Consider the following 14,745-nt stretch of genomic DNA (forward strand, 5'->3'; position numbering starts at 1 on the left):
AATTCAGTGACCAATACGTTGGAGGATAACAAAGGGGTAATGTGGTTAAGCACTTCGAATGGGTTAGCCCGCGTTAGGTTGACACCAACAGCTGATTCTTTCAATTTTCACTTCGACAGCTTTGACGATACAGATGGTTTGCAGGGCCGGGAGTTCAACATAAATGCAGCTTTAAAAACACGCGCCGGTGAATTGATATTTGCGGGCCCGGATGGTTTTAATCTATTCGACCCCGCAAGCATTGAACCCGATACCGCCAGGCCTCGATTAATTTTTACAGACTTTCAGTTGTTCAATAAGAGCATATCAGCAAATGAGGCGGTTAACGGCCATATTATCCTTCCAAAAAGTATATCAGTAGTACATTCAATAGTCCTTAATCACGACGAAAATATCTTTTCGATAGAATTTGCCGCCCTCGATTATATCAATCCGGGTAAAGTAAAATATCAGTATATGCTGGAGGGCTTTAATAAGGCATGGGTAAATGTAGATAATAAAACGCGAAAAGCCGGTTATACCAATCTGGATGGGGGAGATTATACTTTTAAGGTACGTGTGTCCAATGCTGAAGGTGTTTGGAGTCCGCATAGTATTTCTTTAAAAATTAAGGTATTGCCCCCGTTCTGGAAATCGCCAATGGCCTATGTTATTTATGTATTTTCCATACTTGGTATCTTGTATTACATCCGCAAACAGGGCATTAAAAAAATAGAAACCCGGTTTGAGATCGAGCGCGTGCGAAAGGAAGCACAGGATAAGCACGAGCTGGATATAATGAAAATAGATTTTTTCACCAACATTAGTCACGAATTCAGAACGCCAATCGCTCTGATTATGGCGCCAGTCGAAAAGTTATTAAAACAGGCTGACGATAATTATAGCCGGCGAAAACTTCAATTGATCCACGAAAATTCTAAGCGGCTGCTTAATATGATTAACCAGCTATTGGATTTTAGTAAAATGGCAGTAAAAAAGCTTCAGCTTGATTTGCGTGAAGCTGATATCATTAAAACTGTTAAGGAAGCAAGCGATTTATTTACCGATCTGGCGGATAAAAAACATATCAGTTTTTCATTTAAGTGTGATACTGATTCGGGATTTGCTTTTTTTGATCAGGATAAAATTGAAAGAATACTTTTTAATCTGCTTTCAAATGCATTTAAGTTTACCCCAGACTTTGGTAATGTAGCAGTTGAAGCAAAGTTGTTGGAATCCAATAGCGTGGAAATGACCTTGTTTGAAATTAAGGTAATAGATTCGGGTGTCGGTATTCCCGCAGATAAAAAGGATAAAATTTTTGAACGTTTTTTTCAGAATGACATGCCCGCTTCGTTAATTAACCAGGGAAGTGGTATTGGCTTGTCAATTACTAAAGAGTTTGTTGATTTGATGGGTGGCGTTATTTCTGTTGAAAGTGAACAGGGGAAAGGGAGCTGTTTTATTGTGCGGCTGCCATTAAAGATATCCCAGAAAAATAATATTACCGGTATTGAAAATGTCCCCGAAACATTGGAAGCCCCTAAACCCGACAGGTCAAGTCAGGAAAAACGCAATAAAAATATTACCATTTTAATTGTGGAGGATAACCCCGATTTCAGGGCCTATCTAAAAGATGATCTCAGGCAGTTATATACTATTGCCGAAGCCATAAATGGTAAAGACGGCTGGCAAAAGGCATTGGCTTTACATCCCGACCTGATCATAAGCGATATTAACATGGCCGAAATTGATGGCATTAATTTTTGTAAAAAAATCCGCAGCGATAAACGCACCGAACATATACCATTTATATTAATTACCGCTTTTACCGGCGACGAAAAGCAACTGGCCGGTTTAGAGACGGGGGCGAACGACTACCTTTCAAAACCTTTTAATTTTGACATATTACGCTTTAAGGTTCATAATTTGCTTAAGAATCAACAGGTAGTAAAAGAAACCTATCAAAGGCAAATTGAAGCCAAACCGGGCGATTTGGAAATCGAAACTCCCGATACAAAATTCATGAAAAAGTTATTGACGGTCATTGAAGAGAATATTCCAAATACCGGCTTTTCAGTTGAAATGCTAAGCAGTAAGATGAATATGAGCCGCGCAACATTATATACTAAAGTATTTAATCTTTCTGGCAAAACTCCGGTTGAGTTTATCAGGTCGGTAAGGTTAAAAAGAGCAGTACAACTCCTACTCACAAAACAATTCACTATAGCCGAAACTGCCTATGAGGTAGGTTTCAATGATGCAAAATATTTTTCTAAAGTATTTAAAGAAGAATTTTCGATGACACCTTCCGAGTACCTGGAAAGTACAGATTGATCTTCTTCCCTCAATCCCGCCGATTCAAATAATTTGTGGTTGTGAAAAAAATGCCTTTTGCAAAGGATCAGCATGATCATTTTTTTCTCCAGGCAATTATGTTAACATGCTGTATATAAGCATGTTGGATTTTAACGAGATTGACATTTTTCATACCAATCATCCACATTAGCACACTCGGCGATCTGAGCATACAGGGTATATTGCCCCAATATAATACCACCCAAGTTATTATATGTAAGCCCTAATTTATAAACCAATTATTTAGATTATGCCTAAAAGCCGCCATTTACACGTTTATCGTTTTTTTATGTTTTCACTCTGCAGGAACCTTTTTATTGGAGAGTTACCCGCTTTTAAGTTCCCCTCGATATATAGCCTTTTTGATATCGACTGATAACTGAGCCCCCTAACTTTTTGGCGGCACATCTGATTGATACATTAAATAATGTTGAACAATAAATTTCAAATCCAATAAAGATCATGCTATTAGATTATGAAGAAAAACCAAGATTAAAAACCAATTAATTACTAACCAAACACCAATGAACCAATTATCAAACCTTAAAATCCTTTTAAAAGATGGATAAAAATTTACAAAGAAAAATGAAACACCAGATTTCATTATTTATCACGGGCATGTTTCTTTATTTTTCAGCCCATGCACAAACGGTAAATATTACCGGCAAAATAACAAGTGCCGACGATGGCCAGCCAATGCCAGGCGTAAACATCAAAATTAAAGGGACGGGCCTGGGCACGGTGTCCAGCATTGATGGTAGCTACAATATAGCGGCTGAGCCGGGAAAAGTACTCGTTTTTAACTTTTTAGGTTATGCAAAGCAGGAAGTAGCTGTGAAACAAGCCGGTGCAATTAACGTCAGGCTCAGTTCAACATCCAGCAATTTGAACGAGGTTGTTGTTATTGGTTATGCTAAAGCGCGAAGACCGGATATAACTGGCGCTATCAGTTCCATAAGGGGCGACGATTTGCGCCAAACTCAACCCTCTACTTTTGACCAGGCCCTGCAAGGTAAAGTTGCCGGGGTTGTGGTTCAACAAGTGTCGGGCCAGCCAGGTGGCGGCGTGTCTATTCAAATAAGGGGGGTATCTTCCATAAGTGGTTCTAACTCGCCTATGTACGTGATCGATGGTATTATTATTCCCCCGGTTGGCGACCCCGGGAAAGGTGGAAATCCGTTAAACACTATCAATCCTGCTGAAATTGAATCAATAGACGTATTGAAGGATGCTTCCGCGACTGCCATATACGGTTCGCAGGCAACCAATGGCGTAGTTGTTATCACTACAAAAAGGGGTAAAGTCGGACCGCCAACGGTAAGTTATGATTTTTATACAGGTGATCAGGAGTTGCCCAAGAAACTGCCTGTAGTTAACTTGCAACAGCTCGCTACTATTTTGAATGATCGGGCACAAGTTTGGGGCTTCGATGCCAGACCCGAATTCGAAAATCCTCAATATTTAGGTACAGGTACCGACTGGCAAAAAGAACTGTTCCGCAGGGCGCCAATGAACAACCATAACCTAACAATAAGCGGTGGCGATTCCAGAACCCAATATTTACTATCAACCTCGTATTTTGACCAGGAAGGGATAGCCCTTGGATCTGATTTTAAAAGATACTCCGTAAGGCTGAATTTAGATAACAAAACCACTAATTGGCTAAAAGTAGGAACCAGCCTTCAATTGGCCCATGTTTATGAAAATCAAAATACTACTGCCTCGGGCGTAATTAATTCGGCGTTAAACATGACACCAGATGTTCCGGTTCAAAACTCTGATGGCTCCTACGGCGGTGTTACCAACCCGAACGGTTATACTGCACCTGTTCCTAACCCGGTGGCAATGGCCAAGATTGTCACAAACGTAAGGAGAAGGAACCAGATATTTGGCAATGCGTATGCCGAAATACAATTTACTAAAGATTTGTCGTTGCGCAATGAAGTATCCGGTAATTTCGATTTTAGTTCTGAAGATAATTTTAACCCAACTTATAAATTTGGTTTATTTACTAATGGTATTAACAGAGCTAATTCGAACCTAAGCCAAAATTTTTATACGGTAATACGCAGCTTTTTTACTTATAACCATAATTTTAGTAAATATAGTGTAAATGTTTTGGCAGGGCATGAAGCGCAGATGAGCTCTTTCGAAAATGTTGGCGGCTCACGGACAAATTTCCCTTCAAACAATGTGACGGCCCTTAATTCCGGCGATGCGACTACAGCCAGAAATAGTGGCGATAACTCAGGGCCTAACGGTAATGGCGGCTCGGCACAGGAATCCTATTTCGGACGTGTTAATTTTTCCTGGAACGATAAATACCTGATCACCGGTAATATTAGGGACGATGGTTCTTCGAATTTTATGGTCAACCGAAATTGGGCTGTTACCTATTCGGGCGCAGTGGCCTGGAAAATTAACAATGAGGCATTTTTAAAAGGCGTAAAATCTATAAATGAATTAAAGCTCCGGCTTGGTTATGGGCTTACCAACAATCAGGGCATACCCGGCAATACTTTTGTTACCCAACTTTCATCAGTGGCCAATGGCTTATCGGGTACGGCACAGTTTCAAAACAATTTGGCAAACCCTTTTGTAACCTGGGAAAAAACAAAATATTATAACCTGGGCCTTGATGGTACGTTCTTTAACGGGCGGATTAGTTTTTCATTAGACGTTTACGACCGCGAAACAAACGGACTTTTATTAAAGGTACCGTTGCCATTGTACAGCGGTACTACATCAGGGTGGTCGCCTGGATCCATGCAGGCACCTTTTGTCAATATCGGTGCTGTAAGCAACAAAGGGTTCGACTTCCGGGTCAGTTCTACCAATATTAACAGCAAAAATTTTTCCTGGAAAACTGATCTTACATTATCACGCAATGTCAATAAAGTACTTAATTTAGGTTCAGGCGGATCTGATGCTAACTTGAGCCAAACCTCTTATGTGATTAACGATGTGGTGGAAAAAACGATGGTGGGGCAGCCCATCGGCGAATTTTATGGCTATGTATTTGATGGCGTATTTGCAACCTCTAATGATTTTCTAACACATGCCTTGCCAGCTAACCAAGCTGGGGTACCTTATCCGGTTTCTGCGGTAGGGGGCGGTATTTGGTACGGCGACCGCAAGTTTAAAGATTTGAATGGCGACGGCATTATTGACTCAAGGGACGAAACTTTTTTGGGTTCCCCGCTCCCAAAATTCCAGTATGGCATCAATAATACATTTAGATACAAAAATTTCGACCTGAATTTTTTCTTCAGCGGCAGCTATGGCAACAAAGTATTCAATCAACTGGCTGTAGCACAAAGCAATCCGCAAAATAATAGCACCTATTTTACATCAGTATTAAATTATGCCCATTTGGCTTTAATTGACCCAGCCGGCTCGGCATCCGATGTTAACAATGTATATGTTACTAATCCGAATACAACCACTGTGGGGTTGAGAAACGACAATACCAACGGTAATAACCGTTCTAATAGTCTGTTTATCGAAGATGGGTCATTCCTGAAGTGCAAAAACATCACCTTGGGTTACCGATTGCCAGAAAGTATTTTGTCGAAAATATACGTGCACTCAATCCGGGTTTATGGTACAGTGGCCAACGCCTTTACAATTACAAAATATACCGGCATGGATCCTGAAATTGGTTCATGGAACCCACTCCAGGCAGGCTGGGATGGTGGTTATTATCCTCAGCCAAGAGTATTTACTATTGGTGCCAGTATAACATTTAACAAATAAGGAATCACCAATTAAAAAGGATATTTATGAAACCAATTAGTAAAATGATAATTTTTTTGGTATTTGCAGCAGCAATTGCCGGATGTAAAAAGAGTTTTTTGGAACGCCCTTCCAACTCGCAGATAAGTTCTAATAATTTTTACAAAACTACTTCCGATTTAAGGCTGGCCACAGCAAACCTATATGGCGGTTCCGAGTGGTGGCAATTTCATTCTGCTTCTTTGTTGCCAATTAGTGACGCATTGAGCGGAAATGGCTATAAAGGGTATTATCAGGATTTACATGAACTTTTTACGCGCACCATTACAGCGCAAAATGGCATTGTATCGCAAGCCTGGATAGGCTTATACAACGTTATTGCACAATGTAATACGGTTATTGATGCGATTCAAAGCCAGGCATCATCTTCAATTTCCGTTTCTGATAGAAATGCCGCCATTGGCGAAGCTAAATTTATCCGTGCCGTAGCCTATTATCATTTGGCAGTTTACTGGGGCGCCGTACCTATTATTGAGGATAACAGTAAACTAATACAAAACTCCTTGCTTAACCGCAATACTGTTTCGGATGTTTATAAATTTATTGCCAATGACCTGACTTACGCGGCGCAAAGCCTTCCGGCAAAAGATGTAGCTGGCAGGGTAACCACATGGTCGGCGCAAGGGATGCTGGGCAAAGTATATTTAACCTGGGCGGGCTTGGGCAAAAGCGGCTCACGAGACCTGGCATTGCTGGACAGCGCCAAAAAATATGCAGGCAATGTGTGTAATAACAGCGGCTTGTCATTGCTTCCCAGCTATTATGATCTTTTCACGGTGCAACACAACGATGTCCCCGAAGATTTATTCTCCCTTCAATGGGCGGGAGGCGTGGGTTATGGCAGTGGCAATACTTGGGCCGGACTTCTTGCGCCAAGCACCGCTGTAACCGCGCAGAAGGAAGGTGCCTGGGGTACCATACAGATCACCTACGACTTTTATCTGGCATATACAGCGCAAGATAGCCTAAGGCGCAGAGCCACTATTATGCTCACCGGAGATCATTATCCTGAATTGAATGCTGCAGGTGGTGGTTATACGGCAACACAGGTGAGTTTGAAAAAACACATTATCGGTAACGAGAAAGATAACAACTTGCCAACAATGGATATTTGGTCATCTCCCGAACATAATGCAATGCTTAGGTTGGCCGATGTGTACCTGATATATGCTGAAGCCATTTTGGGCAACAATGCAACCACTTCCGATGTTACAGCCCTGAGATATTTTAACGCGGTGCGGTCAAGGGCTGGGGTGAATCAGGCTTCGGTGTTGACCCCTGCAACCATCCTAAATGAAAGAAGAATTGAATTGGCTTTTGAGGGGCAATATTGGATAGACCTGGTACGGCTTTCTTATTACGATCCCGCAACGGCTATCAATATCCTCAATAACCAGCAACGCGTTACATTCAGTTATAAAAGTGGGGTTGCAACACCAACAACAGCGGGTAATGATGGCGGGCCGCAAACTGTTAATCCGGCAACAATAGACTCATTTACATTGCCAATACCGGCATCAGAGGTGACCAGCGACCCCAAATTGCTGAACCCGCCGGTACCTTATTATTAATTTTTTAACAGCTAAATTATATTAAAATGAAAAGAAATTTAGACATCCGCTTGTATTTTTTGCCGCTATTTTTGATGATGGTGGCTTTACTGCCGGCTTGTAAGAAAAATACCGAGAGTTCTTCTATCCCCCCTGTTATTACAAGCGTAAGATTGTATCATGCGGCAGGTAAGGATACGCTTTTGAGTACTGGTGATCCACAAACTGATCCTACCTGGTCAGGTGGATCATACAAATATGTGGTTATAATTGGGCAGAATCTGAAAAATGCAACAGAAATTGAGTTCGACGGCGTTTCTGCATCCTTTAACCCTGCGTTATTAGCATCGGGAAGCGCGGTGGTACGAATACCAAACATCATATATTCAAAAATTGACACTGCTAAGCTCTATACCTTAACCTATAAAACACCGGCAGGTTCAACAACCTTTTCTTTTAAATTAGGGCCTGCGGCACCTGCTATTTACGCTATATCCAATGTATTTGCTAACCCCGGCGACTCGGTTTATCTTTTTGGTGCCAATTTAGTGCTGGTTCAAAAGTTTGTATATGGAGGAACCCCAATCACAAAGTTTAATTCGAGCCTTTATGGCGACTCCCTCGGCTTTTTGATGCCGGCAACGACATCCAACAAGCTAGTAACGGTAACTACTAAGTCTGGTACCGTTATGGATACAATAAGAGCCACACCAGTTACTTCCTGGATTTCCAACGAAAATCCCAGCCCTGGCGATTCGGTTTATATTTATGGCACTTATTTTAAGGAAATTCAATCGCTAACCTTTGCGGGTACCGCAGTTACTACTTTTACAACATCAAAAGATACAAAGTCTGTTGGTTTTGTTGCGCCTGCGCTATCGCAAAGCGGACCGGTATCCATTACCACAACGTACGGCACGGGTACTACTCCTTACAATGTTTATACTCCAACATATCTAAAAAACGGTGTTATAGAAAATATGGATGGTTCTGGTGTTCTTTATGCGGATTATGGTGGTAATGCTTCTGGCTGGGGCGACGGTGTTGGTGGTATTGATGCTCACAGCAATAACCGATACGGCTGGTTTACAGAAACAACTGCCTTTAATGGCGTAATGGGCACAAACCATACTATGTTTATTTTTGTGAATACCGGTGTTTTGAGTGGCGGTTCTTCTAATGGTGGTATTATTTTAGCAAGTAATCAATGGGTACCAGCAGCCAACCTTACTGACGCCCCGGACAACTGGGCCTTGAAAATGGAAATAAGTGTACCGACAGACTGGAATGGTGGTGCACTGGATATTAAAACAGATGTAGGCGGCTATATATACAGATGGGAACCATGGAAAACCGGAAAAGCATACAAAACAAAGGGGTGGGTTACTATAACTATTCCGTTGTCGTCGTTTCGTGCAAGTAATGCATTGGGCGAGGGTATGGGAGCTCCCTTAACTAATATCACCGATTTGGTGGGCCCGAAAGGACAAACCGGCGCTTACCTATATAGGCATAATTATGACGCAGCAACTACAACAACTGGCTTTTATGTTGCATTCGATAATATTCGTGTTGTAAAAATTAAATAAGCTAAAGCCTCCACGGCAGCATATCGCTGTGGGGGCTTTTTGCCTCGAAAAATATTTGTAAAAAAGGATAGGAAAGCGAAACGAGGGAAATAGGGAAGAGAGCTTAGGAGATGTTTATGCAATTTTTAATTAAATGATAGAACAAAATGAAAAAAATGTATTTTTTTAAATCCGCAGTATTTCTTGCTGCGATTATCGCACTTTTCGCCTGCACAAAGGCGAAAACTCCGGCACCAGCCCTCACGGTTAGCCAGTCGGCGATTTCTTTTGCGCCCGAAGGAGGAAGCCAGGACATAACCGTTACCAGCAATGCCGACTGGAGCGTAAGCAACCCTGCTTTTTCATGGCTGCAATTAAGCGCAACTGCCGGCAAAAGCGGCGCTACCGTTATTCATGTGACGGTGACGTCGCCAAATGGAACCGGGGCAAGCCAGTCGGCCATTTTAAACATAAGTTCATCAAACGGGCAGGCCAGAAGGGTGACGGTTACCCAAGCCCGCACCATATACCCAAGTTATAACACCTCGCCAATAGCGCCAGACATGACCGGAATGACCAGTACTGCCGTGCAACTGGCTGCAAAATTTCAAATGGGAATAAATTTTGGCAATACCATGGAATCCCCAAACGAAGGTGATTGGCAGAGTAGTAAATTGACCCTATCGTATGTGAAATATGTAAAACAATTAGGTTTCAATTTTGTACGGCTTCCCTGTAACTGGGTTTGGACTCATTTAAGCGATCGAAAAAAGGCAACAATTGACCCTGCGTGGCTTGCGCGGGTGAAAGAAGTGGTTGGATGGTGTGTGGCTAATGATATGTATGTGATACTGAATTCTCACGATAGTGCCAATGCCAATGCAATTAAGCAAGATTCTGTTAATGCGATGCAAAAGGCGATTTGGGAGCAGATTGCTACAACCATGCGCGATTTTGATGAGCACCTTATTTTTGCCGGCTTGAATGAACCTCCCGCTGATAATGCCGCGCAGATGGCCATACTTAATGGTTACCACGAAACATTCATCAAAGCAGTTCGCTCTACCGGGGGCAGGAACAGTTACCGGGTGCTGGCGGTGCAGGGGCCTCACACTGATCCTACTTTAACTACTAATTTGATGACTACGCTTCCTCACGACCCGGTACCTAACAAGTTGATGCTCGAGGTGCACGACTACACGCCCTATGCATTTACCATTCTGGCGGATGGAGATGCAAGCTGGGGCAAGATGCTTTACTACTGGGGCGCTGGGAATCATTCTACTATTGAGCCAGACCGTAATGCCACCTATGGAGAAGAGGATGCGATCACTACTGAATTCCAGGCGGTGAAACAGAATTTTATTGACAAAGGTATCCCTGTGATACTGGGTGAATATGCAGTCTGGAGGAGGACTGCCGCCGTCACCAACCCCAATTATCTTCCTAAGGATATGGCTATGCACAACAAGTCTGTGGATTACTGGACAACTTTTGCGACCAAAACGGCTAAAGCGGATGGTCTTATGCCATTCTGGTGGGAGGTAGGTTTTCTCCTAGACAGAAGTAATAATGTGATAAAGGATCAGCCTATGTTTGATGCCCTTAAGGAAGGATATAAGTAAAAGTAATATTGAACTAAGGCTTTCCCGGGATATAATAGTACTCTATGAGCCGAATGGAGAAGTATGAAAATAATGCATCAATAAGCAATAAAAAGAACATGAATAGACAGGTAATAACAAGCCTACGTAAGGTAAGCCTAGCCTTAAAAGCACAAAGACCTGGCAGAAGCCTTAATGCTACGCAGCAGGAGGTTTTCAGGTTTTTTCAAACAAATAATGAACAATTTTTAAACTATAAATTAATATTTAAAACACAAGTAAAATGAAAAAAATCGCACTATTATTTTTGGCTCTTACAACAGGGATGTTAGCCAAAGCACAGCAAACTGTGTATGCCGAAAATTTTGAATCAAATGTAGCCGCCGTTAGTGATCGCTATACGTATACATTTGCACCATCTACAAAGGCAGGAACATGGAATGGTGGAGTAAATTTAAAAACCGCTGGCGATGCTAATATAAATTTGCGTCAAGGGTGGGGTGACGGATTTGTATTGAAAATAGAATTCAAGGGTGCTCCTGTTACCATACCTAATATCAATGTGGCTGGTTTTACAAATTTAAACCTGTCTTATGAATTTGCTGTTGAAGAAGGTGCAGATGCTGTAAAACCAAAAATTGAAGCAAGTATTGATGGCGGTGCTTCTTGGGTAACTCTACCTACAGTTGCCAGTGGTGCAGGGTGGAATAAAGAAGCAAAATCGGTTGCTTTGCCTTCAGGAAATTATAAGACAATAAGCCTCAGATTGAATTCTAATACTGAAACTTCTAATGCTATAATGTTTGATAATATTATAATTACTGGAACGAAGTAAGCCTGGCGACTGAATCGAACCAATCATGTGACAATTCAATTAAGGTTTAGATTGAAGGAGTAAAATCAAATTACTTCTTCAATCATTTAAGTTGGTTAAAAATAAATCATTGTATTTTTTATATGCAGGCCAGACGCATTACTATTGAGCCAGACTGCAACGCCGCTTTTGGAGAAGATGATGTGATCGATTCTGAATTCCAAAAAGATAAAACGGAAGTTTGTTGATAAGGGTATTCCTGTGGTACTGGGTGAATATGGAACCTGGAGACGGACTCCCGAAACCAACAGGGGTAATCCTAAGGATATGCCGATGCACAACAGGTCTGTGGAGTACTGGCTAACTTATTTGACCAAAACTAGGAGAGCGAATGATCTTTTACCATTCTGGTGGGAGGTAAGTAATGGTTTTGACAGAAAAAATAATGTGGTTAATGACCAGCGGATGGTAAATGCCATTACTGCAGGATATAAGTAAAATTTAATGTTAGCCAGAGGCAAATAAACGCTGATTCAACAATCCTAAAATTATCCTGGATAATTAATAAAAAATGTTACCAGATGTTTTTAGTGCGGAGATTATTTATAAAAAGTTTAGTTATAGACAAAAATGAGAAAAATGTATTTTTTTAAATCTATAATATTTCTTAGTGCGATTATTATGCTTTTCGCCTGCACAAAGGCGAAAACTACCGCGCCGGAACTCACGGTTAGCATGTCGGCGATTACTTTTGCGCCCGAAGGAGGAAGCCAGGACATTACCATTACCAGCAATGCTGATTGGAGCGTAAGCAACCCTGCTTTGTCATGGCTGCAATTAAACACTACATCCGGCAAGAGCGGGAGTACCGTTATTCATGTGACAGTGGCGTCGCCAAATGGCACCGGTGCAAGCCAATCTGCAATTTTATATATAAGTTCGTCAAACGGGCAGGCCAGAAGGGTGACGGTAACCCAGGCTCCCACCATATACCCAGGTTATAACACCTCGCCTATAGCGCCAGACATGACTGGAGTGACCAGTACTGCCATGCAACTGGCTGCAAAAATGGGAACGGGAATGGGAACAAATATTGGCAATACCATGGAGCCCCCAAACGAAGCTGATTGGCAGAATGGTAATAAAATTACCGAATCATATATAAAATATTTGAAAGCAACAGGTTTCAGTGCGATACGACTTCCTTGTTCATGGAATTGGAATCATCTAAGCGACCGGAAAAAGGCAGCAATTGACCCTGCATGGCTTGCCCGGGTGAAAGAAGTAGTTGGATATTGTGTGGCTAATGATATGTATGTGATAGTGAATATTCACTGGGACAACGGCTGGCTGGAAAATAATATTACCGATGCTAAGAAAGATTCTGTTAATGCGAAACAAAAAGCGCTTTGGGAACAGATAGCTACAACCTTGCGTGATTTTGATGAGCACGTTTTGTTTGCCAGCGCAAATGAACCTTCGGCTGACAACGCCGCGCAGATGGCCATATTGAATAGTTATCACGAAACATTCATTAAGGCAGTTCGCTCTACCGGTGGCAGAAACGCCTACCGGGTGCTGGTTGTGCAGGGGCCTCACACTAATATTTCTATAACTGCTACTTTGATGACTACTATGCCTCACGACCCGGTACCTAACAAGTTGATGCTCGAGGTGCACGACTATACCCCTGTTACATTTACGATACTAACAGATGGAGATGTAAGCTGGGGCAAAATGGTTTACTACTGGGGGACTGGGAATGTTTCTACTATTGAGCCAGACCGCAACAACACCCCTGGAAATGGAGACGAGGCTGCGATCACTGCTGAATACCAAAAGATGAAAGTGAATTTTGTTGATAAAGGTATCCCTGTGGTGCTTGGTGAATATGCAGCCCCGAGGAGGACTGACCCTAACAGGCCTATGCCTAAGGATACGTTGATGAACAACAGGTCTGTGGACTACTGGGCAACTTTTACGACCAAAACGGCTAAAGCGAATGGTATGCTGCCATTCTGGTGGGAGGTAGGAAATATGTTAGACAGGGCTAATCATGTGATAATAGACCAGCGCATGTATAATGCCATTAAATTAGGATATAAGTAAAATTAATGTTGGGTTAAAGCTTTTACCGGAAGAGCGGTACCGTGAACAGATTAGACAGTACCGTTTTCTGCTTGACGTATATGATTGGTATTGAGTGTGAAAAGATAAATTAAACTAACAAAAATGAACAATATAATAATATGAAAAAGGGCCTTGCTATATTTTTAGGTTTACTATTTTTGGTCACATTGCCTGCTTTTTCCTGTAAGAAGAAAGAGATTGAGACTCAACTCACTGTTTCTTCCTTGCAAGTTGTTTTTGAACCGGAAGGAAGTAGTGCCGATGTTGCTATCACCGGCAATGTTAATTGGACAGCGACAGCCAACACCTCAGCTCCATGGTTAACCATAAGTCAGTCATCGGGAGCTCCGGGAAATGTTACGCTTAAATTAACCGCGAACGCTAACAACACAGGGGCTACCCGCGGGGCGATAGTGACTATCAAAGCTTCAAATGGTGCTGACAAGCAAATTCAGGTTACACAGCCTGTGATAGAGGTTAGCGAAGGCCTGGAAGCAAAATGGGCAAGAGTTTCGCCGAAACTTCTCACCAATAATTCGAATCCTTTATTAGATTTTGTATTTACGGCCGACCCAACAGCTGTAGAATACAACGGAAGAATTTATGTGTATGCCACGAATGATCATGAACAGTATGAGCATGTAGGAAAGGATGGGAAAAACTCATACGAGCATATCCGTACACTGGTCATGATGTCTTCCGATGATATGGTTAACTGGACTTATCATGGCCTCATAAATACAGCAAAGCTGGCACCATGGAGTCAGAATTCCTGGGCGCCTTCCATTGAATCCAGGCTGGAAGCAGACGGCAAAACGCACTTCTATTTGTATTACTCCAATGGCGGTGGTGGCTCAGCCGTGCTTACTTCCACCTCTCCCGTTGGCCCCTGGAAAGACCCATTAGGAAAGAACATAGTCGACCGCTCTGTCCCCGGTGTGGATGTC

At 42.1% G+C, this 14,745-nt stretch carries 9 protein-coding genes; all 9 read left to right on the forward strand.

Annotation, left to right across the window (positions count from 1 at the left end):
* A partial coding sequence (locus AC1DQW_RS26565; protein WP_477456821.1) for a hybrid sensor histidine kinase/response regulator transcription factor occupies positions 1–2,316 on the forward strand: 2,316 nt, incomplete at its 5' end.
* A gap of 606 nt (positions 2,317–2,922) precedes the next feature.
* Positions 2,923–6,093, forward strand: coding sequence for a SusC/RagA family TonB-linked outer membrane protein (locus tag AC1DQW_RS26570; protein WP_477456822.1), 3,171 nt, complete (start codon positions 2,923–2,925; stop codon positions 6,091–6,093).
* A 26-nt stretch (positions 6,094–6,119) separates the two neighbouring features.
* Positions 6,120–7,703, forward strand: a complete 1,584-nt coding sequence (locus AC1DQW_RS26575) for a RagB/SusD family nutrient uptake outer membrane protein (RefSeq protein ID WP_477456823.1) — start codon at positions 6,120–6,122, stop codon at positions 7,701–7,703.
* A 26-nt stretch (positions 7,704–7,729) separates the two neighbouring features.
* Positions 7,730–9,271, forward strand: coding sequence for a glycan-binding surface protein (locus tag AC1DQW_RS26580; RefSeq protein ID WP_477456824.1), 1,542 nt, complete (start codon positions 7,730–7,732; stop codon positions 9,269–9,271).
* A gap of 155 nt (positions 9,272–9,426) precedes the next feature.
* Positions 9,427–10,875 (forward strand): cellulase family glycosylhydrolase, encoded by a 1,449-nt coding sequence (locus AC1DQW_RS26585; protein ID WP_477456825.1) that lies wholly within the window; start codon positions 9,427–9,429, stop codon positions 10,873–10,875.
* Between the two features lie 262 nt (positions 10,876–11,137).
* On the forward strand, positions 11,138–11,689 hold the full coding sequence (locus AC1DQW_RS26590) for a hypothetical protein (RefSeq protein ID WP_477456826.1): 552 nt from the start codon (positions 11,138–11,140) through the stop codon (positions 11,687–11,689).
* Positions 11,690–11,929: 240 nt separating this feature from the next.
* Positions 11,930–12,166 (forward strand): hypothetical protein, encoded by a 237-nt coding sequence (locus tag AC1DQW_RS26595; RefSeq protein ID WP_477456827.1) that lies wholly within the window; start codon positions 11,930–11,932, stop codon positions 12,164–12,166.
* Between the two features lie 237 nt (positions 12,167–12,403).
* Positions 12,404–13,777, forward strand: a complete 1,374-nt coding sequence (locus AC1DQW_RS26600) for a cellulase family glycosylhydrolase (protein ID WP_477456828.1) — start codon at positions 12,404–12,406, stop codon at positions 13,775–13,777.
* Between the two features lie 140 nt (positions 13,778–13,917).
* A partial coding sequence (locus AC1DQW_RS26605) for a family 43 glycosylhydrolase (RefSeq protein WP_477456829.1) occupies positions 13,918–14,745 on the forward strand: 828 nt, incomplete at its 3' end.

The sequence above is a fragment of the Mucilaginibacter sp. P5_A4 genome, from assembly GCF_056400605.1.

What these genes read in the sequence shown, in the direction of transcription:
- AC1DQW_RS26570 (WP_477456822.1), top strand. Translation starts at nt 2,923, where the DNA reads ATGAAACACCAGATTTCATTATTTATCACGGGCATGTTTCTTTATTTT.
- AC1DQW_RS26590 (WP_477456826.1), top strand. Translation starts at nt 11,138, where the DNA reads ATGAAAAAAATCGCACTATTATTTTTGGCTCTTACAACAGGGATGTTA.
- AC1DQW_RS26600 (WP_477456828.1), top strand. Translation starts at nt 12,404, where the DNA reads ATGTCGGCGATTACTTTTGCGCCCGAAGGAGGAAGCCAGGACATTACC.
- AC1DQW_RS26575 (WP_477456823.1), top strand. Translation starts at nt 6,120, where the DNA reads ATGAAACCAATTAGTAAAATGATAATTTTTTTGGTATTTGCAGCAGCA.
- AC1DQW_RS26585 (WP_477456825.1), top strand. Translation starts at nt 9,427, where the DNA reads ATGTATTTTTTTAAATCCGCAGTATTTCTTGCTGCGATTATCGCACTT.
- AC1DQW_RS26580 (WP_477456824.1), top strand. Translation starts at nt 7,730, where the DNA reads ATGAAAAGAAATTTAGACATCCGCTTGTATTTTTTGCCGCTATTTTTG.